Origin of the sequence: Myxococcus sp. AS-1-15, from assembly GCF_020037055.1 — a bacterium.
In the GTDB taxonomy this organism is placed as follows: domain Bacteria; phylum Myxococcota; class Myxococcia; order Myxococcales; family Myxococcaceae; genus Myxococcus; species Myxococcus fulvus.
In genome coordinates, this window is the sequence record NZ_JAIQDF010000001.1 from 331,314 (window position 1) to 356,268 (window position 24,955).

20 protein-coding genes are annotated in these 24,955 nt (G+C 70.4%); 11 read left to right on the forward strand and 9 right to left on the reverse strand.

Annotation, left to right across the window (positions count from 1 at the left end; all coding sequences use genetic code 11):
• Positions 1–23: 23 nt before the first annotated feature.
• Positions 24–2,231, forward strand: a complete 2,208-nt coding sequence (locus K8625_RS01345; RefSeq protein WP_223748413.1) for an alpha/beta fold hydrolase — start codon at positions 24–26, stop codon at positions 2,229–2,231.
• 123 nt (positions 2,232–2,354) lie between these two features.
• Here the strand turns inward: K8625_RS01345 and K8625_RS01350 are convergent, their stop codons facing one another.
• The 3 genes from K8625_RS01350 to K8625_RS01360 all read right to left on the reverse strand — a co-directional run bounded on the left by K8625_RS01350 (position 2,355) and on the right by K8625_RS01360 (position 6,839).
• Positions 2,355–2,558 carry a cold-shock protein gene (locus tag K8625_RS01350; RefSeq protein WP_141332297.1) on the reverse strand — a complete coding sequence of 68 codons (204 nt, stop codon included), beginning with the start codon at positions 2,556–2,558 and terminating at the stop codon, positions 2,355–2,357.
• A gap of 185 nt (positions 2,559–2,743) precedes the next feature.
• Positions 2,744–3,958, reverse strand: a complete 1,215-nt coding sequence (gene odhB / locus K8625_RS01355; protein ID WP_223748414.1) for a 2-oxoglutarate dehydrogenase complex dihydrolipoyllysine-residue succinyltransferase — start codon at positions 3,956–3,958, stop codon at positions 2,744–2,746.
• Positions 3,948–6,839, reverse strand: coding sequence for a 2-oxoglutarate dehydrogenase E1 component (locus tag K8625_RS01360; RefSeq protein ID WP_223748415.1), 2,892 nt, complete (start codon positions 6,837–6,839; stop codon positions 3,948–3,950). Before K8625_RS01360 ends, odhB begins: the two co-directional genes overlap by 11 nt.
• A gap of 255 nt (positions 6,840–7,094) precedes the next feature.
• Between K8625_RS01360 and fabI the strand changes: the two genes are divergently transcribed.
• From fabI to K8625_RS01400, 8 genes are all read left to right on the forward strand, one after another.
• Positions 7,095–7,925: an enoyl-ACP reductase FabI gene (gene fabI / locus K8625_RS01365; protein WP_223748416.1), complete on the forward strand. Its 831-nt coding sequence runs from the start codon at positions 7,095–7,097 to the stop codon at positions 7,923–7,925.
• Positions 7,926–8,090: 165 nt separating this feature from the next.
• Complete coding sequence (locus K8625_RS01370) at positions 8,091–8,477, forward strand: response regulator (RefSeq protein ID WP_141330178.1); 387 nt, start codon at positions 8,091–8,093, stop codon at positions 8,475–8,477.
• A gap of 4 nt (positions 8,478–8,481) precedes the next feature.
• Positions 8,482–9,348: a response regulator gene (locus K8625_RS01375; RefSeq protein ID WP_141330176.1), complete on the forward strand. Its 867-nt coding sequence runs from the start codon at positions 8,482–8,484 to the stop codon at positions 9,346–9,348.
• Positions 9,345–10,577: a protein-glutamate O-methyltransferase CheR gene (locus K8625_RS01380; protein WP_223748417.1), complete on the forward strand. Its 1,233-nt coding sequence runs from the start codon at positions 9,345–9,347 to the stop codon at positions 10,575–10,577. The genes K8625_RS01375 and K8625_RS01380 overlap by 4 nt, the downstream gene beginning before the upstream one ends.
• Positions 10,574–11,119 (forward strand): chemotaxis protein CheW, encoded by a 546-nt coding sequence (locus tag K8625_RS01385; RefSeq protein WP_141330172.1) that lies wholly within the window; start codon positions 10,574–10,576, stop codon positions 11,117–11,119. Before K8625_RS01380 ends, K8625_RS01385 begins: the two co-directional genes overlap by 4 nt.
• Positions 11,109–13,271 (forward strand): response regulator, encoded by a 2,163-nt coding sequence (locus K8625_RS01390; protein ID WP_223781624.1) that lies wholly within the window; start codon positions 11,109–11,111, stop codon positions 13,269–13,271. The genes K8625_RS01385 and K8625_RS01390 overlap by 11 nt, the downstream gene beginning before the upstream one ends.
• Positions 13,268–14,338: a chemotaxis protein CheB gene (locus tag K8625_RS01395; RefSeq protein ID WP_141330168.1), complete on the forward strand. Its 1,071-nt coding sequence runs from the start codon at positions 13,268–13,270 to the stop codon at positions 14,336–14,338. Before K8625_RS01390 ends, K8625_RS01395 begins: the two co-directional genes overlap by 4 nt.
• A 112-nt stretch (positions 14,339–14,450) precedes the next feature.
• Entirely contained in the window at positions 14,451–16,067 is a 1,617-nt protein-coding gene (locus K8625_RS01400; RefSeq protein ID WP_223748419.1) for a methyl-accepting chemotaxis protein, read from the forward strand.
• Positions 16,068–16,152: 85 nt separating this feature from the next.
• Here the strand turns inward: K8625_RS01400 and clpA are convergent, their stop codons facing one another.
• From clpA to K8625_RS01425, 5 genes are all read right to left on the reverse strand, one after another.
• Positions 16,153–18,465 carry an ATP-dependent Clp protease ATP-binding subunit ClpA gene (clpA, locus tag K8625_RS01405; RefSeq protein WP_223781625.1) on the reverse strand — a complete coding sequence of 771 codons (2,313 nt, stop codon included), beginning with the start codon at positions 18,463–18,465 and terminating at the stop codon, positions 16,153–16,155.
• 3 nt (positions 18,466–18,468) lie between these two features.
• Positions 18,469–18,792, reverse strand: coding sequence for an ATP-dependent Clp protease adaptor ClpS (locus K8625_RS01410; RefSeq protein WP_046715870.1), 324 nt, complete (start codon positions 18,790–18,792; stop codon positions 18,469–18,471).
• Positions 18,793–18,835: 43 nt separating this feature from the next.
• The gene (locus K8625_RS01415) at positions 18,836–19,996 is read right to left on the reverse strand and encodes a GNAT family N-acetyltransferase (protein WP_223748421.1); all 1,161 of its coding nucleotides are present in this window, start codon (positions 19,994–19,996) and stop codon (positions 18,836–18,838) included.
• Positions 19,997–20,068: 72 nt separating this feature from the next.
• Positions 20,069–20,509, reverse strand: coding sequence for a hypothetical protein (locus tag K8625_RS01420; protein WP_223748422.1), 441 nt, complete (start codon positions 20,507–20,509; stop codon positions 20,069–20,071).
• Positions 20,510–20,538: 29 nt separating this feature from the next.
• Positions 20,539–21,111, reverse strand: coding sequence for a DUF2378 family protein (locus K8625_RS01425; RefSeq protein ID WP_223781626.1), 573 nt, complete (start codon positions 21,109–21,111; stop codon positions 20,539–20,541).
• Positions 21,112–21,307: 196 nt separating this feature from the next.
• Between K8625_RS01425 and K8625_RS01430 the strand changes: the two genes are divergently transcribed.
• Both K8625_RS01430 and K8625_RS01435 read left to right on the forward strand, forming a co-directional pair.
• A complete protein-coding gene (locus K8625_RS01430; RefSeq protein ID WP_141331543.1) occupies positions 21,308–21,871 on the forward strand; it encodes a NifU family protein in 564 nt (187 codons plus the stop codon).
• 113 nt (positions 21,872–21,984) lie between these two features.
• The gene (locus tag K8625_RS01435; protein ID WP_255665452.1) at positions 21,985–22,785 is read left to right on the forward strand and encodes an SAM-dependent methyltransferase; all 801 of its coding nucleotides are present in this window, start codon (positions 21,985–21,987) and stop codon (positions 22,783–22,785) included.
• Between the two features lie 321 nt (positions 22,786–23,106).
• Here K8625_RS01435 and K8625_RS01440 read toward each other — a convergent pair whose 3' ends face one another.
• On the reverse strand, positions 23,107–24,933 hold the full coding sequence (locus K8625_RS01440) for an RluA family pseudouridine synthase (RefSeq protein ID WP_223781627.1): 1,827 nt from the start codon (positions 24,931–24,933) through the stop codon (positions 23,107–23,109).
• Positions 24,934–24,955: the final 22 nt, after the last annotated feature.

Here is a 24,955-nt window from a genome sequence, read left to right on the forward strand (position 1 = left end):
CGCTGGCGGGAGTTCGACTACGCATGCGCCAGGTCCTCGCCGCAGCGCTCATTTTCGTGAGCGCGCCCGTATACGCCCAGGAGATGAAGCCCCTCACCATGCCCCAGACGGCGCACTCGCAAGACCCCTTCTTGAGGCAGCTGTCGGAGACCCGCAACTTCTCCAGCGGCCGCCCGGTGAGCGTACGGGTCACCCCGGACGAGAAGCAGGTCCTCTTCCTGCGCACCCAGGACACCTCCAACGTCCAGACGCTCTATGCGTTCGACGTGGCGACCGGGGAGGTGAAGGAGGTGCTCACCCCCGAGGCGCTGCTCAAGGGCACCGAGGAGACGCTCACCCCCGAGGAGAAGGCCCGCCGTGAGCGCATGCGCGTCAGCGCCCGGGGCTTCACCTCGTACCAGATCTCCGACGACGGCACGCGCCTGCTCGTCCCGCTCTCCGGCCGGCTCTATGTCGTCGAGCGCGCGAGCGGCAAGGTGACCGAGCTCAAGACGGGCCCCGGCGTGCTGGACCCGCGCTTCTCCCAGGACGGCAAGCAGGTGGCCTACGTCCGCGAGAACGACGTCTACCGAATCGACATCGCGGCGAACAAGGAGCAGCGCGTGACGAAGGGAGGCACCGCCGAGAAGACGCACGGCGTGGCCGAGTTCGTCGCCCAGGAGGAGATGAGCCGCTTCTCCGGCTACTGGTGGAGCCCCGATGCCAGGCGCGTCGCCTACACCGAGTCCGACACCTCGGAGGTGGAGAAGCTCACCATCGTCGACGTGATGCACCCCGAGCGCGGCGGCGAAATCTTCGCGTACCCGCGCCCCGGCAAGCCCAACGCCAAGGTGCGCCTGGGCGTCACGGCCGTTACCGGTGGCAAGACGACGTGGGTGCAGTGGGACGCGGCGAAGTACCCGTACCTGGCCACCGTGGTGTGGCCCAAGGGCGGCCCGCTCACCATCCTGGTGCAGAACCGCGTCCAGACGGAGCAGCAGCTGCTCGCCGTCGACCCGGCCACGGGCAAGACGCGGGAGCTGCTGGTGGAGAAGGATTCGGCCTGGCTCAACCTGGACCAGGACTTCCCGCTGTGGCTGGACGATGGCTCGGGCTTCCTCTGGTACACCGAGCGCAACGGCGGCCCGGAGGTAGAGCTGCGAAAGGCGGACGGCTCGCTCGACAAGAGCTTCGTCAAGCCGGACGCGGGCTTCCGGGGCATGACGCGCTTCGTGCAGAAGGACCGCACGCTGTTCTTCAACGGCGGCCCCAACCCCACGCAGAGCGTGTTCTGGCGCGTGAAGGACGGCGGGGTGCCCGAGCGCGTGACGAAGAACGGCGAGGGCATCGAGGGTGGCTCCGCCTCGCGCGACGGCGGGGTGTTCGTCGTCAACACGTCCAGTCTCAAGAGCATGAGCCGCACGGAGGTGCTGCGCGCGGACGGCACGCGCGTGGGCCAGCTGCCGGAGGTGGCGCAGGAGCCGCCCTTCGTCCCCAACACGGAGCTCAGGCAGGTGGGCCCCAAGCGCTACTGGGCGTCCATCACCCGCCCGCGCGACTTCAAGCCCGGCAAGAAGCTGCCCGTCATCGTCGACATCTACGGCGGCCCCACCACCACCGTGGTGCACCACAGCATGGCCGCGCACCTGATGTCCCAGTGGATGGCGGACCAGGGCTTCCTCGTCGTGAAGTTCGACGTGCGCGGCACCCCCCTGCGCGGCGCCGCCTGGGAGCGAGAGGTGAAGTACGACTTCGCCACCGTCACCCTGGATGACCAGGTGGACGCGCTCCAGGCGCTGGCCAAGGAGCTGCCCGAGCTGGACCTCAAGCGCGTGGGCATCCAGGGCTGGAGCTTCGGCGGCTACATGGCCGCGCTGGCCGCCCTCAAGCGCCCGGACGTCTTCAAGGCCGCGGTGTCCGGCGCCCCCGTGGTGGACTGGCTCGACTACGACACGCACTACACCGAGCGCTACCTGGGCCTGCCCCAGGAGCACCCCGAGGCGTACGAGAAGAGCTCGCTGCTCACCTACGCCAAGGCGGACAAGCCCATCGGCAAGCTCTTGCTCATCCACGGCACCGCGGATGACAACGTCTACTTCTTCCACACGCTGAAGCTGAGCGACGCCCTGTTCCGCGCCGGCAAGCCGCACGAGCTGCTCCCGCTGAGCGGCCTGACGCACATGGTGCCCGACCCGCTGGTGAAGCAGCGCCAGTGGGAGCGCGTGATGGAGCACTTCAAGAAGAACCTGTGACGGGCGCGGGCCCGGGCGCGTCCGGGGGACGCTCCGGAAAGCAAGAGGCCCGGTTCCCTGGGGACAGGGGCCGGGCCTCCGTTCGTGAGCCCCTCGCGGGGAAGGGCTCATCGCAACGACGTCTCAGGCGGCGCGAACGTTCTGAGCCTGCAGGCCCTTGGGGCCACGCGTCACTTCGAACTCCACCTTCTGACCCTCGGCGAGGGTGCGGAAGCCGTCCATGTTGATGGCGGTGTGGTGGCAGAACACGTCCTCACCACCGCCGTCCTGGGTGATGAAGCCGAAGCCCTTCGCGTCGTTGAACCACTTCACGGTACCGGTTGCCATTGCACTTCCTTCAGTCTCGCGGGGCGACGCGTGAGAGTCGCCCGTTCTTCCCGCCCCCCGACGACCGGGAGACATGTCCGGTTTTAGTGAAACGCCTGCCTGGAAGTCCAGCCAGCGACCTGAAATGCCCGGTTTGCATTGAGGCCGGGCATCTCAGTCAATACTGACGCGTCGCGTTGGCGGCCTCAGACGTCGAGCAGGAGCCGCTCGGGGTCCTCGATGCACTCCTTCACGCGCACGAGGAACTGGACGGCCTCGCGGCCGTCGATGAGGCGGTGGTCGTAGGTGAGGGCCACGTACATGATGGGCCGGATGACCACCTGGCCGTCGCGGGCGACGGGGCGCTCGACGATGTTGTGCATGCCCAGGATGCCCGTCTGCGGCGGGTTGATGATGGGCGTGGACAGCATGGAGCCGAAGATGCCGCCGTTGGTAATCGTGAAGGTGCCGCCCTGCAGCTCCGGCAGGGTGAGCTTGTCGTTGCGCGCCCGGGTGCCCAGGTCGCCCACGCCCTTCTCCAGCTCCGCCAGGGACAGCTTGTCCGCGTTGCGGATGACCGGCACGACCAGGCCGCGGCTGCCGCTCACCGCCACGCCGATGTCGTAGTAGTGCTTGAAGATGACGTCTTCGCCGTCGATCTCCGCGTTGACCTGGGGGAAGGCCTTGAGGGCCTCGATGGACGCGCGGACGAAGAAGCTCATGAAGCCGAGCTTCACGCCGTGCCGGGCCTGGAACTTGTCGTTGTACTTCTTGCGCAGCGCCATCACCTCGCCCATGTCCACCTCGTTGAAGGTGGTGAGCAGGGCGGCGTTGGACTGGGCCTGGACCAGGCGCTCGGCGACGCGCTTGCGAAGCGGCGTCATGCGCACGCGCTCCTCGCGCGCGGCGTTGGGGCGCGGGCCCGCGGGCTGGGCCGGGGCGGCGGGCTGGGAGGGCGCGGCCGGGCGGTTGAGCTGACCGAGCACGTCCTCCTTGGTGATGCGGCCGCCGGCGCCGCTGCCCTTCAGCTGGGTGACGTCGACCTTGTTCTCCTCCGCCATCTTCCTGGCGGTGGGGGTGATGCGCGCGTCGGACGCGGCGTCCTGCGCGGGCGCGGCGGCGACGGGCGCGGCCGCCGGAGCGGCGGGAGCAGCGGCCGCCGCGGGCCTGGCGGCGGCGCCGGCACCGGCCTCGATGAGGCCGAGCACGTCGCCCACGCGCACCTTGTCACCTTCCTTGAAGGCGACCGACGCCAGGGAACCGGCCGCGGGCGCGGGCACGTCGATGGTGACCTTGTCGGTCTCCAGGACGACGAGCGGCTCGTCCGCGGACACCGCGTCACCCGGCTTCTTGTTCCACTTGCCGACGACGGCCTCGGTGATGGACTCGCCCAGGGGGGGTACTTTCAGTTCAACGGCCATTCTTGGTCCCTCGGAAGATGGCTTCCTCGATGATGAGCTGCTGCTCGATTTCGTGAGTCTTCGGGAAGCCGGTTGCGGGGCTGGCGGCCTCCGCGCGCCCGATGTAGCCCAACTTCACGGGTTGCTGCGAGCGCGACGACACCAGGTCATGCAGGCGCGGGAACATGAAGTGCCACGCGCCCGCGTTGCGGGGCTCCTCCTGCACCCAGTAGACCTCCGCGAGCCTGGGCAGCTTCGCCACCAGGTTCGCCAGCTCGTCCGCCGGGAACGGGTAGAGCTGCTCCACCCGGACGATGGCGATGCTGTCGTCCTTGCGCTCGTTCCGCGCCTTCACCAGGTCGTAGTACACCTTGCCGCTGCACAGGAGCAGCCGCGTCACGCCCGCGGGCGCCACGCTGTCCAGGATGACCTCCTGGAAGCCGCCCGTGGCCAGCTCGTCCACCTTGCTGGTGGCCTCCGGCCGGCGCAGCAGGCTCTTGGGCGACATGATGACCAGGGGCTTGCGCACCGGGCGCACCACCTGACGGCGCAGGAGGTGGAAGATCTGCGCGGGCGTCGTGGGGTAGCAGACCTGGATGTTGTCCTCGGCGGACAGGTCCAGGAAGCGCTCCAGGCGCGCGCTGGAGTGCTCGGGGCCCTGGCCCTCGTAGCTGTGTGGCAACAGCAGCGTGATTCCGCTCAGCCGGCGCCACTTGCTCTCCGCGGCGGCGATGAACTGGTCGATGATGATTTGGGCGCCGTTGGCGAAGTCGCCGAACTGGGCCTCCCAGAGGGTGAGGCCGTCCGGGACGTCCAGGCTGTAGCCGTACTCGAAGCCGAGCACGCCCATCTCCGACAGGGCGCTGTTGACGACCTGGAAGCTGGCGCGGCCGGTGGAGAACTGCTGCAGGGGCGTGTACTTGGCGCCCGTCTGCACGTCGTGCAGCACCGCGTGGCGGTGGCTGAACGTGCCGCGCTCGCAGTCCTGGCCGGACAGGCGCACCGGGTGGCCCTCGGAGAGCAGCGTGGCGTACGCCAGCGACTCACCCTCGCTCCACTGCAGCTCCTCGCTGTCGAGCATGCCCAGGCGCTTCTTGATGACGGTGCGCTCCACGTCGCGGTGCACGTGGAAGCCCTCGGGCACCGTGCACAGCCGCTGGAGCGCGTCGCGCAGCTTCGCCTTGTCCACGGCGGTGGACACCTGGGGCGCGCTCTTCACCGAGCCGCCCTGGTAGGCCTTCCACAGGCCCTCCAGCGCGCTGGGCTCCTTGAACTCGCTTTCCTGGCGCGCGCGGGTCAGCGCCGCGTCGAACTCCGCCAGGCAGCGCTGCTTGATGGCCTCCGACTCCTCCGCGCTGATGCGGTTGCCGTCCGCCAGCGCCTTCGCGTAGCGCGTGCGCACCGTGGGGTGCTTGCGGATGATGTCGTACATCGCCGGCTGGGTGAACGAGGGGTCGTCGCCCTCGTTGTGGCCGTAGCGGCGGTAGCAGATGAGGTCGATGACCACGTCGCTGTGGAACGTCTGGCGGTACTCCGCCGCCAGCCGCGCCACGTGCACGCAGGCCTCCGGGTCATCGCCGTTCACGTGGAACACGGGGATGTCCAGCATCTGCGCGATGGCGGTGGCGTAGATGGAGGAGCGCGAGTCGTGGGGGTCGGTGGTGAAGCCGACCTGGTTGTTGATGACGACGTGGAGCGTGCCGCCCGTCGTGTAGCCCTTGAGGCCCGACAGGTTGAGCGTCTCCGCGACGACGCCCTGGCCCATGAAGGCCGCGTCGCCGTGGATGAGCAGGGGCATCACGCCCACGCGCTCGGTGTCGCCGAAGCGCTCCTGCTTGGCGCGCACGCGGCCCTCGACCACCGGGTTGACGGCCTCCAGGTGGCTGGGATTGAACGCGAGCGACAGGTGCACGTTCTTGCCCTGGCGCGTGGTGTGGTCCGACGAGAAGCCCATGTGGTACTTCACGTCGCCGCGGCCCAGGTACGCCCGGGGGTCCTTGGGGCCGTCGAACTCGCTGAAGATTTGTCCCGGCTGCTTGCCCAGGATGTTCGTCAGCACGTTGAGGCGGCCGCGGTGGGCCATGCCGATGACGACCTCCTTCAGCCCCAGGCCGCTGCCCACCTCGGCGATGGCGTCCAGCATGGGGATGAGGGCCTCGCCGCCGTCCAGGCTGAAGCGCTTGGCGCCCACGTACTTGGTGTGCAGGAAGTTCTCGAAGCCCTCCGCGTAGGACAGCTTGGTGAGGATGTGCCGCTGGTCCTCCACGGAGAACGCCGTGCGGTTCTCGCTGTGCTCCATCCGCTGCATCAGCCAGCGGCGGCGCTCGCTGTCGAGGATCTGCATGAACTCCACGCCGACGCTGCCCGTGTACGTGCGGTGCAGGCGCGCGAGCAGCTCGTCCAGCTTCACCTTCTGCTGCGGGAAGACGTTGTGCGTCTCCACTTCCTGCTCGCGCTCCTTGGGCGAGAAGTGGCCGTCATCCACCATGCTCACGTCCGCCACGTGGGCGAGCGCGGGACGCGGACGGTTCAGCGGATCCAGGTCGGCGCGCAGGTGGCCGCGCAGCCGGAACGCGAAGAGCGCCTGGTCCACCTTGGACTGCAGCTCCAGCGCCTGGGCCTGGGCGGTGCTCTGGGCGGCGACGGGGGCCGCGGCCGGCGCGGCGGCGGGGGCCTGGGCGGCACCCGCGGCCTTGCCGTTGCCCTTGCCGGGCGCGACGGCCGCCGCGGGCACCTCCAAGAGCTTCGTGCTGAAGATGGGACGGCCGGCACCATCGTTTCGCTCGAAGATCTCTCGCCAGCTTGCATCCACGCTGGCGGGGTCCTCGAGGTAGCGGGCGTAGAGCCCCTCGATGAAGTCGATGTTGGCGCCGGAAAGGAACGAGTCCTGGAAGTTCGCCATGGCGGTGTCGTCTTTTACTGGATGACCGCCCCGTTGGGGGTTTTTCGAGGCGTCTTTGTTGGGCCCTGGCGGCACCCCAGGGGAGGGGCCTGTTCAGGGGAGCAGGCCAAGTCATGCCGCTGTTGAGCCCAGCTTCACCTGGGAACACCCCGACACCCGGGGACTCCCAGCACCCGTTTCGTCCCGTTTCGGTCGAAAGGAGTGCTAGACAGCCCGCTCCCCCAACCCCTTCTCCCTCCCAAGAGGCCGCCTCACATGCTGCTCCAGGGCAAGAAGCTGCTCATCACCGGGGTGCTCACCCCCCAGTCCCTCGCCTATGGCATCGCCGAGCACGCGCTCCAGCAGGGCGCGGACATCCTCCTGACGGGCTTCGGTCGGGCCAAGTCCCTCACCGAGCGCAGCGCCAAGCGCCTCAAGCCGGGGCTCGAGGTGCTGGAGCTGGACGTCACGAACCCCGAGCACTTCAAGGCGCTCACCGAGTCGCTCAAGCAGCGCTGGGACCGCGTGGACGGCGTGCTCCACGGCATCGCCTACGCCCCGGACGACGCCCTGGGCGGCAACTTCCTCAACACGCCCTGGGAGAGCGTCCAGACGGCGTTCCGCATCTCCGCGTTCTCCCTCAAGGAGCTCGCGGTGGCGTGCGTGCCGCTGATGCCGCCGGGCGGCTCCATCGTCACGCTGGACTTCGACAACCGCGTCGCGTGGCCCATCTACGACTGGATGGGCGTGTGCAAGGCCGCGCTGGAGTCCACCGTCCGCTACCTGGCCAGGGACCTGGGCCCCAAGGGCATCCGGGTCAACGCGCTGGCGGCGGGTCCCTTGTCCACCATGGCCGCCAAGGGCATCCCGGGCTTCAAGGCGCTGGAGGCGGGGTGGGGTACCCAGGCCCCACTGGGCTGGAGCGCCAAGGACAGCCACGACATGGTGTCCAGGACGGCGTGTGCCCTGCTGTCGGACTGGCTGCCCTCCACCACGGGCGAAATGATCCACGTGGACGGTGGTTATCACGCCGTGGGTGCGCCACCGGTGCCCCCGGAGTCCGTGGCGGGAGCCCAGCCCGCAGGCACCAAGCCTCCGAGCGAGTAGGCGCCACCCGCTCCCGGCGTCGAGGTCATCCGACACCTGCCCGCCCGCCGTGAATGCGGACAGGTCCCCCCGCTTTCTCCCGTGAGAGCGCTCACGGTAGAGTCCTCCCACGTTTCGCAGGGGACGGCCGCATTGGCCCAACCCCTGCGCAGGAGCCGTGGCACCGTGAGCACCAACAGCACCAACATCTTGCTGGTGGACGACAGCCCGACCGTTCGGAACATCGTCAAGATCTACCTCATGAACCTCAAGGTAGGGACGGTGGAGGCGGAAGATGCATCTCGTGCGCTGCAACTCCTCAAACTCGTCCCGGTGAATCTGGTCATCGCGGACATCAACATGCCCGGGATGGACGGCATCACCTTCGTCAAGGAGGTCCGGGCCAGCAAGAACGCGCAGCTGCGCACCGTGCCCATCCTGCTGCTGACGGCGGAGAAGGACGTTGCCCTGCGCCAGCGGGGCACGGAGGCGGGCGCCAACGCGTTCATCCAGAAGCCGGTCTCCCACCACGAGCTGACGGAGACCGTCCGTCAGTTCTTGACCAAGGCTTGATGCCGTGAGCCTGCCGTCCCTGCTGCTCGTCGACGACAGCGACGCCATCCTGGCGCTCGAGCGCGCCATCCTCTCCGGCCACTACACCATCCACACCGCGAGCAACGGCCGCGAGGCGCTGGAGAAGGTCTCCCGCCTCAGGCCCGCCGCGGTGCTGCTGGACCTGTCGATGCCGGAGATGGACGGCGACGAGGTCCTCCAGCGGATGAAGGCGGACCCGGCCACGTCGGACATCCCGGTCATCATCATCTCCTCGGAGAAGTCGCGCGCGGAGGCGTGTCTGGGGTTGGGCGCGGAGACGTTCCTGGCCAAGCCCTTCCGCGCGGATGAGCTCTTGCACGCGGTGGGGGAGGCGCTGGCCAACTCGCGCCGCCGCGCGCGCACCGGCTCGCTCCTGGTGTTGCGGGTGACGGTGGGCACGCTGGAGTTCGCGGTGCCGCTGGACGCGGTGCGCGAGGTGCTGCTGCATCCGGCGACGCGGCCGTTGCCCACGGCGCCCTCGTACCTGCGCGAATACGTGGAGGTGCGCGGCGAGGCGCTGTGCGTGCTGGACGTGGCGCGCCGCCTGAGCGTGGAGCACTCGCTGCCGCGCGTGGAGCGGATGCTGGTGGTCATCCAGGTGGACGGGGTGGCGCTGGCGCTCGCGGTGGACACGGTGAAGGACCCGGAGGAGTACGCGGCGGCGGACATCGACCGGCGCGAGCGCGTGGGCGGCACGGACCATGGTCCGCTGCGCGAGGGGCTCATCGGGATGTTGCGCGCCGGGGGGCACCTATTGCCCATCCTGGACCCGCGGGTGTTCGTGGCGCGGGGCCTGTTGCAGGACCTGCCCAAGATGGTGGAGGCCGCGGAGGCCAGGCGGAGCGCATGAGCGCAGAGCTCGACCCGCGGCTTCTGACCCGAGCGCGGGAAGTGGTGTCCTCCATCACCGGCTTCCGCGACGACGCCATCGCCTCCGAGGCCATGGAGCGCGTGGTGCGCCAGGAACTCGCGCGCGGACGCTCGTCGGCGGACCTCCTGGGGGAGATGCTCTTCCCCCAGTCGCCCCTGTCCGGGACGCTGGTGCGCGCGGCGCTGGTGGGGGAGACGTACTTCTTCCGGCAGCCCGAGCACTTCCGCTTCATCTCGCAGGTGGGCGTGCCGGCGGCGCTGCGCAAGGGCGCGCTCGCGCTGCGCGGCTGGAGCGCGGGCTGCGCCACGGGCGAGGAGGCCTACTCGCTGGCGGCGGCGCTGCTGGCGTCGGTGCCGCACGGCTTCCCGGTGGAGGTGCTGGGCACGGACCTGCACGAGGCCAGCCTGGAGACGGCGCGGCGCGCGTCCTACGGCACCTGGTCCCGGCGCGAGTCGGCGCCGCGGCTGTTCCCGCTCTACCTGGATGCGCCGGAGCGGCAGGTCACCATCCTCCCCGTGGTGCGCCGCATCACCACCTTCGCGCAGGGGAACCTGCTGGCACCCTTGCCCGAGCGCTTCGGCCGCTTCGACTTCATCCTCTGCCGCAACGTGCTCACGTACTTCTCCCCGGCCGCGCGCGAGCAGGCCATCTCGCTCTTGACGCGGGCGCTCAACCCGGGCGGCTTCCTGTTCCTGGGCGCCGTGGAGGCGGACCGGGTGCCGCCCGGCATGGTGCGCGAGGGCCCGCCGGAGCTGCAGACCTTCCGCATGCTGGCGCCCGGTGAGCTGACCACGCCCGCGCCCGCGCCGCGCCCGGTGGAGCGCGCCGAGCCGCCCGCGCCGTTGTTCCGCAAGCCCAAGGCCACGCCCGTGCCGGTGGTGCCCGCGCGGGTGACGCCGCCGCCCCCGCCGTCCCGGCTGCACCTGGAGGCGCTGGAGCGCATCGAGGAGGGCGACGTGGAGGGCGCGGCGGCGGTGCTGGAGTCGCTGGTGCGTCAGGCTCCCGACTACCTGCCGGGGCTGCTCGAGCTCGCGCTGCTTCGGGAGCGCACCGGGGCGCGCGAGGCGGCGGTGCCGCTGATGCGCGCGCTGCGGGTTCGCGCGGAGCGGCTGGCGCCGGACCACCTCGTGGACGGGCCCGAGGCCCTGCCGGCGCGGTTCTATCAGGCGTCCGCTGACGCCTACCTCAATCAAGGGGCCCTCGAATGAAAATCCTTCCCAGAAGCATGGAGGAGGCCCAGGAGCAGGAGGCCGTCGAGCTGCTCGAGCGGCGCGCCTCGCGTCTGCGCGAGCAGGCCGAGACGACGGTGGAGGAGGCGGTCCACTGGATTGCCGAGTTCCCGCTGGGCGAGGAGCGCTACGCGCTGTCGCTGGAGATGCTGCGCGCGGCGCTGCCCCTGCGGATGGTGACGCCGGTGCCGCTGTCCTCGCCGCATGTCGTGGGTGTGCTGCGCTTCCAGGGCCAGGTGCTCTCCGCGCTGAGCCTCGCGTCCATGCTGGGCGGGCACGGCTGGCGGCAGGATCCGGCGGTGCTGCTGGTGGTGGACCGCGGCGACGGCGAGCTGTGCGCGCTGGACTGCGAGGCCATTCCGCGCCCCACCACGCTGCCGGCGAGCGCGGTGGAGGCCGCGCGCGTGCGGGCCGAGGGGCCGGTGATGGAGGTCTTCACCCAGGACCGGCAGCTCATCCACCTCATCGACCTCAAGCGCCTGTTCACCACCCGCTCGACGGGAGGACGCAATGCCCGTTGACCCGATGCTGCAGGGACTCGTCACGGGGTTCGCCGTCGAGGCCCAGGAGGTCATCCAGAAGGTCACCATGGACCTGCTGGAGCTGGAGCGCGAGGGCCTGGACTCGGGCGCGCTCGCGAAGCTCTACGTCCGGCTGGGCCGGCACCTGCACACCCTCAAGGGCAGCGCGTCCAGCCTGGGGCTGCAGGACCTGGGCGACATCGCCCACAAGCTGGAGGACGCGCTCGCGCCGCTGAAGGCCACCACGCAGAAGATGCCCCGGTCCGTGGTGGACGTGCTGCTGCACGGCCTGGACCTGTTCATGCTGCGCGCCCAGGCGCACGCGGATGGACGCGGGGACTCGCTGCCGGACCCGGCCGCCGCGCTGGCGCAGCTGGTGGCGGACGGCCCCGCGCCGGAGTCGGTGGGCGCGCAGGCGGCCGCGGGCTCGAACGGCGCCGCGGAGCCGGAGACGAACGGCGTCTCGGAGGACGCCGGGGCCCAGGAGCTGTCGGCCCAGCTGGACGCGCAGGCGGAGTCCGCGGACACGGGCTGGCGCGTCAGCGTGCGGCAGGTGACGGCGCTGATGCGCGAGGTGGAGCGGCTGCGCGAGGTGCGGCTGCGCGTGGAGGAGCGCGGCCGCGAGCTGGACCGCGTGGTGACAGTGCTGGCCAAGCAGGGCCTGCTGGCGGAGACGGCCGAGGCGCGCACGCTGCTGTCCGGCACGTCGCGCTCGCTGCGCACCGATGGCGAGGAGACGAGCGACATCGTCGACGCGCTGGAGGAGGGCCTCAAGGCCATCACCACGCGCCCGGTGCGCACCATCCTGGACCCGCTGCAGCGCATGGTGCGTGACTTGTCGCGCCAGTTGGGCAAGGAGGCGCGGCTGTCGGTGGTGGGCTCGGAGCTGTCCTTGGACCGGCGCCTCCTGGAGAAGCTCCAGGGCGCGCTGGTGCACCTCTTGCGCAACGCCGTGGACCACGGCCTGGAGCTGCCGTCCGAGCGCGAGAAGGCGGGCAAGCACCACGAGGGCGCGCTCACGCTGCGCGTGGAGCAGCAGGGCAACCTGCTCTTCCTCGAGTGCGCGGACGACGGCTCGGGCATCGACGTGACGCGGGTGCGCAAGGTGGCCGAGTCGCGCGGCGTCATCGCCTCCGACGAGGCGGAGCGGCTCAACGAGAACCAGCTGCGCGACCTCATCTTCCGGCCGGGCTTCAGCACGCGCTCGGACGTGACGGACACGTCGGGCCGGGGCGTGGGCCTGGACGCGGTGCGCGCGTCGGTGGAGGGCCTGCAGGGCCGCATCGAGGTGAACAGCACGCCGGGCCAGGGCACGCGGTTCGTGATGACGCTGCCGGTGGACCTGGGCAGCTCGCCCGTGCTGGTGGTGCGCGCGCTGGAGCAGCTGGTGGGCCTGCCGATGCTCGCGGTGGAGGCCACGCAGCTGGCGCGCGCGGACTCGCTGCGGCTGGGCAAGCGCAAGGCGCATCTGGAGTACCAGGGGCAGCTGTTGCCGGTGGTGGACCTGGGCGCCAGGCTGGGCCTGCGCGCGCTGGCGCCGCCCGCGGAAGGCCAGCCGCTGCTCATCGTGCAGAGCGGAGGCAAGCGCGTGGCGCTGGGCGTGGACGCGGTGGTGGGGGACCGCGACCTGGTCATCCGGCCGCTGCCCTCCGAGGTCCGCGACGTGCCGGCGTGGCAGGGCGCGGCGACGCTGAGCCGAGGCGAGCTCTTGCTCATCTGCCGGCCGGACTGGCTGGTGACGGAGTCGGGCCAGACGCAGGTGACGGCGCAGCGCCGGGCGCTGGTGGTGGACGACTCGCTCACCGCGCGCGCGCTGCACCGGGCCATGCTGGAGGCGGGCGGCTTCAGCGTGCACCTGGCGGCCAGCGGCGCCCGCGCGCTGGACCGGCTGGCGACGGACACCTACGACGTCGTCATCTGCGATCTGGACATGGAGGAGATGGACGGCACCCAGCTCATCGCCCGCCTGCGGGAGAAACGGGAGACGGCGTCGCTGCCGGTCATCCTCGTCTCCGCGCATGACAGCGCGGCGGCGCGGGAGCGGGGCCTGGCGGCGGGAGCGGATGGCTACCTGAGCAAGCGCGAGTGCGCCGCGGGCCGCCTGCTCGCCGAGGTGCTCGACGTCATGAGCCGCAGGGGGGCGCGCGCGTGAACAATCGACGCCCCATCCGGGTGCTCGTGGTGGACGACTCGCCCACCATGGCGAACACACTGACGGCCCTGCTCACCGAGGACCCTCGCATCGAGGTCGTCGGCCGCGCCGGGGACGGCAACCGCGCCGTGCAGCTGGCGCGCCTGCTGCGCCCGGACGTCATCACCATGGACCTGCTGCTGCCGGGGCTGGACGGCCCCAGCGCAATCACCGCCATCATGTCCCAGGCCCCCGCGCGGGTGCTGGTGGTGAGCGCGGTGGCCGAGCAGCGCGGCGTGGACCTGGGCTTCCAGGCGATGAGCGCCGGCGCGCTGGAGCTCATCGGCAAGCCCAACGTCACCAACGTGGAGGAGCTGCGCCGGTGGGGCCGGGACCTGGCCCACTCGGTGTGTCTGATGGCGGAGGTGCCGGTCATCTCCCGGCGCCAGCGCGCCAACGTGGTGACGCCGCCGCCCATCGGCGCGCGCGTGGACGTCTTCGGCGTGGTGGCCTCCACCGGTGGCCCGCCCGCGCTGGCGGAGCTGCTCTCCAAGCTGCCCAAGGATTTGCCCGTCCCGCTGCTCATCGCGCAGCACATCACCGTGGGCTTCACGCAGGGCATGGTGCGCTGGCTGTCGCAGGTGACGCCGCTGACGGTGGACGTGGCGCGGGACGGCGAGCGGCTGGAGCCCGGCCGCGTGTACTTCCCGCTGGACGGGCACGACCTGCTGGTGGACCCGGCGGGGCTGGCGCGGCTGCAGCGCAGCAAGGGCGGTCCGTGCCCCAACGGGGACGTGCTGCTGTCGTCGCTCGCGGCGTCGTTCGGCCGGCGCAGCGGCGGGGTGGTGCTCACCGGCATGGGCGAGGACGGCGCGCGCGGGCTGCTCGCCATCCGCAAGGCCGGCGGTGTCACCTTCTCCCAGGACGAGGCCACCTCCGTGGTCTACGGCATGCCCCGCGCGGCGCTGGAGATCCACGCCACGGACCAGGGCGTGCCCCTGGCCTCGGTGCCGGAGCTCATCCTCCAGAGCTGCATCCCCCCCAACTTCCGGGCCGGTGGGCGCGGAGAGGGTGGGGTGGGACGATGAGCCCGTCAGTGCCCCCTGTTCGTCGCAGGCCGCTTGCTGGTAGTCCCGAGTCGTTTGTATTCACCCCGCGCCCTCGCGGGTGTCGTCCCGACGTCTTCCGGGTGGTGATGCCGTGAGCACCGAACAGACCTCGTTCACCACGCAGCTCGGCCAGCAGTTCCGTCAGTCGCTCGGACTGGCGCCGAAGCTCGTCCTCGTCACCACGCTCGTCAGCGCGACGGTGGCCGCCATCCTCACCGGTATCGCCACGCGGCGGCTGGAGGCGGACCTCGTCTCCAGCCACATGGGCGAGGGCCAGCTGCTCGCCCGCAGCCTCGCGGTGGCCGCGGAGCAGGGCGCGAAGATGGGCCTCACCACGCTCCAGCCCCTGCTGGACGTCTCGCGCACCAGCGAGGACGTCGCCTACGTCTTCGTCTCGGACGCGGGCGGCAACGTGGTGGCGCACAGCCTGACGGGCGCCTTCCCCGAAGCGCTGAAGGCGTCCGCGGTGGCGCAGGGCGAGGTGAGTGAGGAGAACGGCTGGGGCGAGGTGCTCGAGTTCGAGACCGAGGGCCGCACGCTGCACGCCTCGAACGTGGCGGCGCCCGTGGCCGGTGGCCGGCTGGGCACGGTGCACGTGGGCATCTCCCGCGACCACATCGACGACCTGGTGTCCGCGCTGCGCTGGCGGATGATGGGCTTCGCGCTGTTGCTGGTGGCGCTGGGCGTGGCGGTGGCGGCGGCCTTCGGGCGCAGCATCGTGCGCCCCATGCGCGAGCTGACGGAGGTCGCCGGCCACATCGTCGAGTCCGGTGACCTGACGCGCCCCATCCACGCCAAGAGCGGCGACGAGGTGGGCCGGCTGGCCAACTCCTTCGCGCAGATGGTGGCCCGGCTGCGCGAGGTGACGCTCAACCTCCAGCAGGCCGCGCAGGCGCTGACGCAGTCCACCGAGCACCTCAACACGTCCTCCACGGACCAGGCGCAGACCATCTCCCGGCAGGCCGCCGCGCTCCAGGAGACGCAGGTCACCGCGCAGGAAATCAAGCAGACCTCCATGCTCGCCGCGCAGAAGGCGGAGAGCGTGCTGTCGGTGGCCGAGCGCGCGGACGCGCTGGCCCGCGCGGGCGAGGCCTCCATCGAGCAGACGATGGCGGGCCTCAACGACATCCGCGTCCAGGTGGGTGAGATTGCCCAGAAGATTCTCGAGCTGGGCGAGCGCACGCAGCAGATTGGCGGCATCACCCAGACGGTGAAGGACCTGGCCGACCAGTCCAACATGCTCGCGCTCAACGCGGCGATTGAATCGGTGCGCTCGGGCGAGCACGGCAAGGGCTTCGGCGTGGTGGCGCGCGAGATTCGCGCGCTGGCGGACCAGTCCATCCAGGCGACGACGCGGGTGCGGGAGCTGCTCGACGACATCGCCAACTCGGTGACGGCCGCGGTGCGAATCACCGAGCGCGGCGCCGAGCGCATGGAGGCGGGCCTGGCCCAGGTGCGCACCAGCGGGCAGAACCTGCGCGAGCTGTCCTCCATCGTCCAGGACAACGCCGCCGCCGTCCGTCAGATTGCCGCCGCGGTGTCCCAGCAGAACGTGGGCATCAACCAAATCACCCTGGCGGTGAACGACCTCTCCAAGATGATGGACGAGACGGTGGCCCGCATCGGCTCCACCGGCGAGGCCGCCACCACGCTGCAAATCATCTCCGAGCAGCTCTCCAGCGCGGTGAAGATCTACCGCGTCGAGTAGCGCGGCTGCTGGAAACGTCAGAGGCCCCGACTCCCACGGTGGGAATCGGGGCCTCGTTCGTTTCGAGGGCCTTGCTCGCGCGGCGCTACGCCGGCACGGGCTCGGCGGGGGCGGCGGTCGTCTGGAGGTCCAGCTTGTCGCCGCCCTTGTCCACGTCGTAGCGGGCGGTGCCGCCGTTCTTCAGCTCACCGAAGAGCAGCGCCTCGGCGAGCGGCTTCTTGAGCGAGTTGTCCACGAGGCGGGCCATGGGCCGGGCACCGAAGGCCGGGTCATACCCACGCTCGGCCAGCCACGCGCGCGCGGCGGGCGTCAGCTCCAGCTTCACCTTGCGCTCCTCGAGCATCTTCTGGAGGAGGCGGACTTCCTTGTCCACGACCTTGAGGATGATTTCCGGCGGCAGGCCGGAGAACAGGATCCACCCGTCCAGCCGGTTGCGGAACTCCGGCGTGAAGGTGCGCTCAATCGCCTTCTTCGCGCGCGTCGCGTCCGCGGGCTTCGCGAGGTCGCCGAAGCCGATGGACTTGGTGCTCATCTCCTGGGCACCCGCGTTGGTGGTGAGGATGAGGACGATGTTGCGGAAGTCGGCCTTGCGGCCGTTGTTGTCCGTCAGCGTCGCGTGGTCCATCACCTGGAGCAGGATGTTGAAGAGGTCCGGGTGGGCCTTCTCGATTTCATCCAGCACCACCACGGCGTACGGGTGCTTGCGCACCGCGTCCGTGAGCAGGCCGCCCTGGTCGAAGCCGACGTAGCCCGGCGGCGCGCCGATGAGCCGGCTCACCGTGTGCTTCTCCGAGTACTCGCTCATGTCGTAGCGCAGGAACTCCACGCCCAACGTCTGCGCCAGCTGCTTGGCCAGCTCCGTCTTGCCCACGCCCGTGGGGCCCGAGAAGAGGAACGAGCCGATGGGCTTCTCCGGCGCGCGCAGCCCCGAGCGCGCCAGCTTGATGGCGCTGACCAGGTCCTTGATGGCCCCGTCCTGCCCGAAGATGACCGCCTGCAGCTCCTTCTCCAGGTTCTGGAGCTGGACGCCCTCGCTCGCGGACACGCTCTTGGCGGGAATCTTCGCCATCTTGGCGACGACGGCCTCCACGTCCGCGCCGGTGACGGTGTTGGTGCGCGCACCCTCCGGCTTGAGCTTCTCCGCCGCGCCCGTCTCGTCGATGACGTCGATGGCCTTGTCCGGCAGGAACCGGTCGTTGATGTGCTTGGCCGCCAGCTCCGCCGCCGCGCGAATCGCCTCGGGCGTGTACTTCACGCCGTGGTGCTCCTCGTAGCGGCTCTTGAGCCCCTCCAGGATGAGGACGGTGTCCTCGACGGAGGGCTCGGCGACTTCAATCTTCTGGAAGCGCCGCGACAGCGCGCGGTCCTTCTCGAAGGAGGACTTGAACTCCTGATACGTCGTCGAGCCGATGCAGCGCAGCTTCCCGCTGGCGAGCGCCGGCTTGAGGATGTTGGACGCATCCATGGAGCCGCCGCTGGTGGCGCCCGCGCCGACAATCGTGTGGATCTCGTCGATGAAGAGGATGGCCTCCGGCTGCTCCTGGAGCGCCTTGAGCACGCCCTTGAGCCGCTCCTCGAACTGACCGCGGAACTTGGTGCCCGCGAGCAGGGAGCCCATGTCCAGCGAGTAGACGATGGCGTTCTTCAAGGGCTCGGGGACGCGGCCCTCGTGGATGTAGAGCGCCAGGCCCTCGGCGATGGCCGTCTTGCCCACGCCGGCCTCACCCACGTAGAGCGGGTTGTTCTTGCGGCGGCGGCAGAGCACCTGGATGGTGCGCTCCAGCTCCTTGTCGCGGCCGATGAGCGGGTCGATGCGCCCCTCCTTGGCCTCGATGTTGAGCTGCGTGGTGTACGTCTCCAGCGGGCTCTTGCGCGGCGACTCGCCCTCCTCGTCGTCGTCCCCCGCGGGCGCGTGCCCGTTGCCGGCGCCGCCCTCCTCGCCCTCGCCCGCCTCATCCTTGGAGATGCCGTGGGAGATGTAGTTGAGCAAATCCAACCGGGTGACGCCCTCCTGCTGGAGCAGGTAGAGCGCGTGGCTCTCCTCCTCGCGGAAGAGGGCCACCAGCACGTCCCCGCCGTCGATGAGCTTCTGCTCGGCGGACAGGGCGTGCATGGCGGCGCGGTGGAGCACCCGCTCCACGCCGATGGTCTGCTGGGGGTCGGCCTCCGCGTCCTCGGGCAGCCGTTCGACCGTCTCCTCCAGGAAGGAGACGAGCCTCTCTTGGAGGCGCTTGACGTTGGCCCCACACGCCTTGAGGACCTCGCGGGTGCGCGAGTCCTTGGTGAGCGCCAGGAGCAGATGCTCCAGCGTCAGGTACTCGTGGCCCATCTTCCGCGCCTCCTCCAGGGCGGTGCGGAAGCTGGCCTGCAATTCTTTGGCAATCAGCGGTCCTGCCACGGTTCAACCTTCCTCGGGTTCCATGGACAACCGCAGCGGGAACCCATTGTCCTGGGCCGCGGCCTCCACCGTCTTGAGCTTCGTCTCGGCGACCTCGAACGTATAGACGCCGGCCACTCCGACTCCGTTGTAATGGACGTGCAGCATGATCTGCACGGCATCCGACTCCGACTTGTGGAAGACCTCCTTGAGGACGGCCACCACGAACTCACGCGTCGTGTAGTTGTCGTTGTGCAGAAGCACCTTGTAGAGGGTCGGCTTCTTGAGCTTCTGCTTGGGGGCGGTCTCCGTGGCGACGGAGCCGTCGTTGTCATGCTTCTGCGCCATATTCCTGTCCGACTCCCTCTGATGACCTGGGAAGCGCGCCGTTTCAGGCCACTCCCTTGAAACCTGTCTCCGCCCGCCACTGCGGCAGTCCGCCCTGGACGGCTGCCCGCTCGTGCTCCAGGAAGCCGCGCACCGCCCGGTCCAGCCCCGGGTGGAGCAAGAGGTGGGCACTGTACGTGAGGCGCGGCTCGAAGCCCCGCGTGAGCTTGTGCTCGCCGCCCGCGCCCGGCTCGAAGCGTGTCAGCCCCTGGGCGATGGCCTCGGCCACCGGGTGGTAGAGGCACACGTTGAAGTGCAGGAAGGGGTGCTCCTCGAAACACCCCCAATAACGCCCGTACAGGACCTGGGGCGCCCTGAAGTTGAACGCGCCCGCCACCAGCCGGCCTTCCCGCCGGGCCTCCACCAGCTCGCAGCGGTGACGGAAGCCGGAGAGCATCCGCGCGAAGAAGTCGCGGGTGAGCAGGCGCGCGCCCCACGGATACTTGTCCACCGTGGAGGCGTACAGCCGGTGGAGCGTGTCCACGTCCACCTCGCACAGCGCGTCGCCGCGCAGCGTCTTCAGCTCGAGGCCCTGCTCGGCGGGCGCGCGCAGCTCCCGGCGCACCTGGTTGCGGCGCTTGGAGTGGAAGCGGGCGAGGAAGTCCTCCATCGTCCTGTAGCCGGCGTTGTCCCACTGGTACTGCACGCCCAGCCGCAGCGCGTAGCCCTGGGCCTCCAGCGTTGGCAGCTCCTCCTGGGTGGGGAACAGGACGTGGACGCCGGAGAGCTGCTCGGCGCGCGCGAACTCCAGCGCGCCCTGGTACAGCTCCGCCTCGCGTGCGGCGCGGTCCTCGCCGGGGGCCACCAGGACGCGCCGGCCGGTGGCGGGCGTGAAGGGCACGGTGAGCACCAGCTTCGGGTAGTAGCGCAGTCCCGCGCGCTCGGAGGCGGTGGCCCACGGCGCGTCGAAGATGAACTCGCCCTGGCTGTCGTCCTTGAGATAGGCGGGCGCGGCGGCCACCAATCGGGAGCCGCGCCACAACGTCAGGTGGCGGGGGTGCCAGCCGCGCTCGGGCACCGCGCTGCCGCTGTCCTCGAGCGCCGCGAGGAACGTCCACTCCAGGAAGGGCAGGGCCGCCTCGTCCACGAGCCCGTCCCAGAGGGAGGCGGGGACCTCGTGGATGGAGGGCAGGATGCGCAGGGTGGTGGGCAGCGGGGTGGACATCGGCGGCGCACGGTGGAGCGTGGGGCCAGCCTATAACGACGCGGGGCCCCTCATGCCACGGACGGCCGGCCCCTACTTGCCGCGTGTCAATTCGGCGGCAAGGAAGCGGCCCGCCTCGGCCATGCCCTCGTCGCCCCGTCGACGTCCCTCCTCGGTCTCCATCACCCGGCGGGCCGCGTCGCTGGCGGTGCCCGCCTCCAGGTCCGTCAGCACCAGGAAGGCGCTCCAGGCGGGCGTCACCTCCGCCACGCGGCCCGGGCGCAGCGGGCGCTCCGACAACGTACCGGCGACCTTCTCCAACAGCCCGTCATCCGTGAGCCGCTTCGTCTTGCCGCGCATCGCGGTCCACGCCGCGTCCAGCAGCGCCGCGAGCATCCGCCCGGACATCGCGGACGTCAGCCGCTGCGCGGCCTCCTCCTCGTCGAGTCGGTGCGCCTGGGCGTAGGTGGGCACCAGCTTCGCGACCACGACGGCGCGGGTGGCGAGGTGGGCGAGTCGGGGAGGGTAGGACATGAACTCTCCTGGGCCCGTGCGGGCCCGGGTTACCAGCGGACGAGCAGACGGTAGCCCTCGACGTTGCGCTCCTCCACGGTGATTCGCGGCTGGGCGTTGGCCAGCTCCATCATCCGCTCCAGGCCGCCGGCCATCAGGTCCGGGCGGTTGTAGCGGTCCGTGAACACGATGCGCCGGCCCCGCTCACCCACGGGCGTCTGGGTGACGTCGATGTCCGTGCGCCCCATCAGCGCCAGGTAGCGCGGGATGCGCTCCGCCGCGCGCGCGGGGCCAATCATGGGCAGGGCCACCGCCGCCACCCGGCCGACCAGCGTGGAGGCGAAGCCGTCCACCAGCGTGCGGCCCACCCGACGGTAGGCCTCCTCGTCCGTCAGCTCGCCGAAGACCTCCCGCCTCGCCAGCAGCACCGCGCGCTGGAAGACCTCCACCGGATAGTCCACCTCCGGCCGCTTGATGTCGTAGCCCAGCGCCTCCAGCGCCTCCACCAGCCGCCCGGAGACCTTCAGCCCCCGGACGAACAACCCCTCCAGCACGCTCGTGGGGATGCGCGGGGCCGCGGGCGCGGTTGACTCGACGGAGCGACGCAGCGGACTCGAGGCCATGTACGGCTCACCGGGGTGCAGAGGTCCTCCCACCATAGATTGTTTCAGGTTCCGCCGCGAATTCCGGCTGTTCTTTTATTTCCGGTTGAGAAGGCGAGGGACCTGGTGGGAGGGGCCCGAGCGGACGTTTGATTCCCCGAGGGTCGGGTTGCTATGGGGCCCCGAGCGCCTTAGAGGAGTGGCCGAGGAGAACTGCATGTCGGTGAACATCCAGCTTGAGTGGACCCCCAACCCCAGCACGCTGAAGTACGTGGTGGATCGGCGCCTGTTGGCGGGTGGCGCGGTGAGTATCACGAATCGTGAGGACGCCCAGGCGAAGTCGCCGCTGGCGCACAAGCTGATGGACGTGCGCGGGGTGACGGCGGTGATGATCGGCTCGAACTTCGTGACGGTGACGAAGGGCGAGGACGGTGAGTGGGACGAGCTGAACGACCAGGTGATGGAGACCCTGGACACGCACCTGACGGCGAACGAGCCGGTGGTGGACGAGGCGGCGGTGGCGGCGGCGCGTCAGGTGTCCTCGGAGGGAGGGGGCTCGGTGGAGTCGCGCATCCGCGAGGTGCTGGACGCGGAGATTCGTCCCGCGGTGGCGATGGACGGCGGTGACATCACGCTGGACCGCTTCGAGGACGGCATCGTGTACCTGCACATGAAGGGCTCGTGCGCGGGGTGTCCGTCGTCGACGGCGACGTTGAAGATGGGCATCGAGGGGCGTCTGCGGGAGATCATCCCCGAGGTGCTCGAAGTGGTGTCCGTCTGAGGCGCAACGTCAAGGCGTCGCAGGTCCGGCGGGAGCTCCTGCCGGACCAGTCGAAGGCGCTGTTGCGCGAGCTGCACCTGCTCACGCGAGAGGGGCACCTCAACGCGGACGCGCTGCGCAAGCTCAAGCAGGTCAACCACCTGATGGGGCTGATGCGTCCGGCGGTGGAGGACGTGAAGGCGCGCCATCCGGAGTCCGCGGTGTTCGTGGACGCGGGCAGCGGCAATGCCTACCTGGGGTTCGTGCTCTACGAGCTGTTCCTGAAGGACGCGGCCGGGGGCACGCTGTTGTCGGTGGAGGGGCGCGCGGAGCTGACGGAGCGCGCGAAGGGGCGCGCGGAGCGGCTGGGCTTCTCGCGGATGACGTTCCAGACGGCGCACATCGACCAGGCGGCGTATCCGGAGCGCATCCACCTGCTGATGGCGCTGCACGCGTGTGACACGGCCACGGACGACGCGCTCATCGCGGCGATTCGTCACGGGGCGGACCACGTGGCGGTGGTGCCGTGCTGTCAGGCCGAGGTGGCGGCGCAGCTCAAGGAGCAGCGGGCGGCGGGGAAGGGGAGCATGGGGCTCTTGTATGCGCACCCGTGGCACCGGCGCGAGTTCGGCTCGCATCTGACGAACGTGGTCCGCGCGCTGACGTTGGAGGCGTTCGGGTACCAGGTGACGGTGACGGAGCTGACGGGGTGGGAGCACTCGTTGAAGAACGAGCTCATCCTCGGACGGCGCGTGCACCGGGACAATCGCCGGGCGCGGGTGCAGTTGGAGCGGCTGCTGGCGGAGACGGGTGTGAACCCGAAGCTGACGCGTGAGCTGGGCGTGAAGCCCGCGGCGTCGGGTGCGACGGAGCTGCCCGCGGAGCCCGTGGCGGAGGCTCCCGTCGAGGAGGCTCCGGTGCCGTCCGAAGGGTGAGGCGCCGAGGCCGCGAGTGCTGCTCGCGGCGTGGGCCTCGCGATGAGCTGAGGCGTCCGAAAGGCGAGGCCGTCGGGCGCCGCTCGCGGTGTTGGCCCGCGATGCGTTGAGCCAAGGAGTCCGACAAGAGAGGCCGTCGGGCGCCGCTCGCGGTGTTGGCCCGCGATGCGTTGAGCCAAGGAGTCCGAAAAGCGAGGCCATCGGGCACCGCTCCTGCGGCGGAGACACCGAGGCCGCGAGTGCTGCTCGGCGCGCTGGGGCGTAGTCATCTCGGCGAGCGAGGAGCGAGGAGCGCTCGGTGTCGGTGATGCGCCGCCTTGGTCAGAAGGGCGCGGGGCAGTTGAAAGTCACGCGCTCACCGGTCCCTGGATGCAGGAGGGTGAGTGACTCCGCGTGGAGCATGAGCCGCTCGCCGTCGCGGCCGTAGAGCCGGTCGCCGACGATGGGTGCGTCGAGACCGAGCGGATGCGCGGCGTGGACGCGGAGTTGGTGCGTCCTGCCCGTGAGTGGGAAGAAGGCCACGCGCGTCCGACCGCCGCGACGCTCCAGCACACGCCACTCCGTCACGGCGGGCTTGCCGTGGATGGGGTCGTGAATCTGTCGGGGCCTGTCGTCGAGGTCGACGCGCATCGGGAAGTCGATGCGACCCTCTTCCCCCGTGACGATGCCGTCGACCCAGGCCACGTAGCGCTTGTGCACCTCGCGGTGGACGAACTGGCGTTGCAGCGCCGAGTGCGTGCGCGCATCGAGCGCGGCGACGAGCAGCCCGGAGGTGTCCAGGTCCAGCCGGTGCACGAGCAGGGGGCCGGTGGCGTCGGGATGGTGTGCCCGCAGTCGCGTGAGGACCGAGTCGCTCAGCGAGGCCTCGCGCCCGGGAACGGAGAGCAGCCCATGGGGCTTGGCGATGACCACGAGCCAGCGGTCCTCGAACAGGATGCTCAGTGCGCCTGGAGTGGTGGACGGAGGCGTGAAGGTCCGTGGTGGCGCGACGTGGAGTCCCTCCAGCATGAAGGGCAACAGGGGGCCGCACTTGTCGCGACAGGCCGCGTAGTACGCGCCGGTGACTCGTCCTCCGGAGGGAGGCGGCGCGCCCCACCAGAACTCCGCGAGCGCGACGGGACGCAGCCCGTGAGCCCGTGCATATGCGAGCAGCTTGGGCGCGGCGCAGTCGGCGGCGCCCGAGGGCGGCTGGGCTCGCTCGTAGAGGCCGCGCAGGAGGCGGCGCTCTCCACGCGCATTGGTGATGACGTAGGTGTCATGGATGCGCCGCATGACGGCACGGCTCACCATGTGGCGCAGACGGTCTAGTGCGCGAAGCCGACGCTCCAGACGCAGCAGCTTCGGCTCGAGGCTGCTTCGCTCTGATTCGTGGGCGGCCTCCAGTCGCCGTCGCTCGGCCTTGTCGCCACGGCTCTCCTGGTCGAGCGCGTGAAGACTGGTGCGCAGCGCCGCTGCCTGGGTGGCAGCCTCCGGAGTGGCACCCTCGCCATGACTCTCGGCCGGGCGCGAGGCGGGTGACTCCACCGTTCCACCCGGACGATCCACCCATGCCGGCGCGGCTCCATCGTCACGGCTTGATGCGCTGGGCACCTGTTGTGGACGCTTCGAGGACGCCCCGGTCAGCTCCGCCCTGCGTGCATGCCGCTGCTTTCGTCGGACCTCGTGCCGCTCACGCAGCGCCGCGAGCTCCGCCGCGTGTCTCGCGGATTGCTCCGCATGTGCTGCCCGCAGGGGCAGCAGCTCGGGAGAGGCCCGCATGGCCTCCGCGCGGGCGAGGAGCGCCTTCACGGTGGCCTCGCCCCGGGGCTCAAGGCTCGCTCGTGCCTCACGCTCGAACAGCGGAGGCACATACCCCTCCACGTCCCACCGCCCGGCGAGCATCCCCGAGAAGGCCCGGAGGAATCCCAGGCGCCCCTGGGGCAGTCGCACCACGAGCACTCCGAACATCTTCCCGCCCTCGTGGCCCTCCAGCGGCGCCGTGGGGACGCCCGGAGCCACCCACCCCTCGCGAAGCTCGCGCTGCAACACCTCCGCCGCCTGCCTCGCCAGCGGCGAGGGGCCCAGCTCATCGAACGGGCTCGGCAGGCTGCCCCCTTCGTGAGGAGCCTCCAGTCCGGAGTCGAGCAAGGTGATGCGCGCGTCGTCCACGTCGCCACCGCTAACACGAAAC

Bases quoted from the DNA above. Each gene is read 5' to 3' on its own strand.
- K8625_RS01345 (WP_223748413.1), top strand. From the start codon at position 24: ATGCGCCAGGTCCTCGCCGCAGCGCTCATTTTCGTGAGCGCGCCCGTA.
- K8625_RS01350 (WP_141332297.1), bottom strand. From the start codon at position 2,558: ATGGCAACCGGTACCGTGAAGTGGTTCAACGACGCGAAGGGCTTCGGC.
- odhB (WP_223748414.1), bottom strand. From the start codon at position 3,958: ATGGCCGTTGAACTGAAAGTACCCCCCCTGGGCGAGTCCATCACCGAG.
- K8625_RS01360 (WP_223748415.1), bottom strand. From the start codon at position 6,839: ATGGCGAACTTCCAGGACTCGTTCCTTTCCGGCGCCAACATCGACTTC.
- fabI (WP_223748416.1), top strand. From the start codon at position 7,095: ATGCTGCTCCAGGGCAAGAAGCTGCTCATCACCGGGGTGCTCACCCCC.
- K8625_RS01380 (WP_223748417.1), top strand. From the start codon at position 9,345: ATGAGCGCAGAGCTCGACCCGCGGCTTCTGACCCGAGCGCGGGAAGTG.
- K8625_RS01385 (WP_141330172.1), top strand. From the start codon at position 10,574: ATGAAAATCCTTCCCAGAAGCATGGAGGAGGCCCAGGAGCAGGAGGCC.
- K8625_RS01390 (WP_223781624.1), top strand. From the start codon at position 11,109: ATGCCCGTTGACCCGATGCTGCAGGGACTCGTCACGGGGTTCGCCGTC.
- K8625_RS01410 (WP_046715870.1), bottom strand. From the start codon at position 18,792: ATGGCGCAGAAGCATGACAACGACGGCTCCGTCGCCACGGAGACCGCC.
- K8625_RS01415 (WP_223748421.1), bottom strand. From the start codon at position 19,996: ATGTCCACCCCGCTGCCCACCACCCTGCGCATCCTGCCCTCCATCCAC.
- K8625_RS01420 (WP_223748422.1), bottom strand. From the start codon at position 20,509: ATGTCCTACCCTCCCCGACTCGCCCACCTCGCCACCCGCGCCGTCGTG.
- K8625_RS01425 (WP_223781626.1), bottom strand. From the start codon at position 21,111: ATGGCCTCGAGTCCGCTGCGTCGCTCCGTCGAGTCAACCGCGCCCGCG.
- K8625_RS01430 (WP_141331543.1), top strand. From the start codon at position 21,308: ATGTCGGTGAACATCCAGCTTGAGTGGACCCCCAACCCCAGCACGCTG.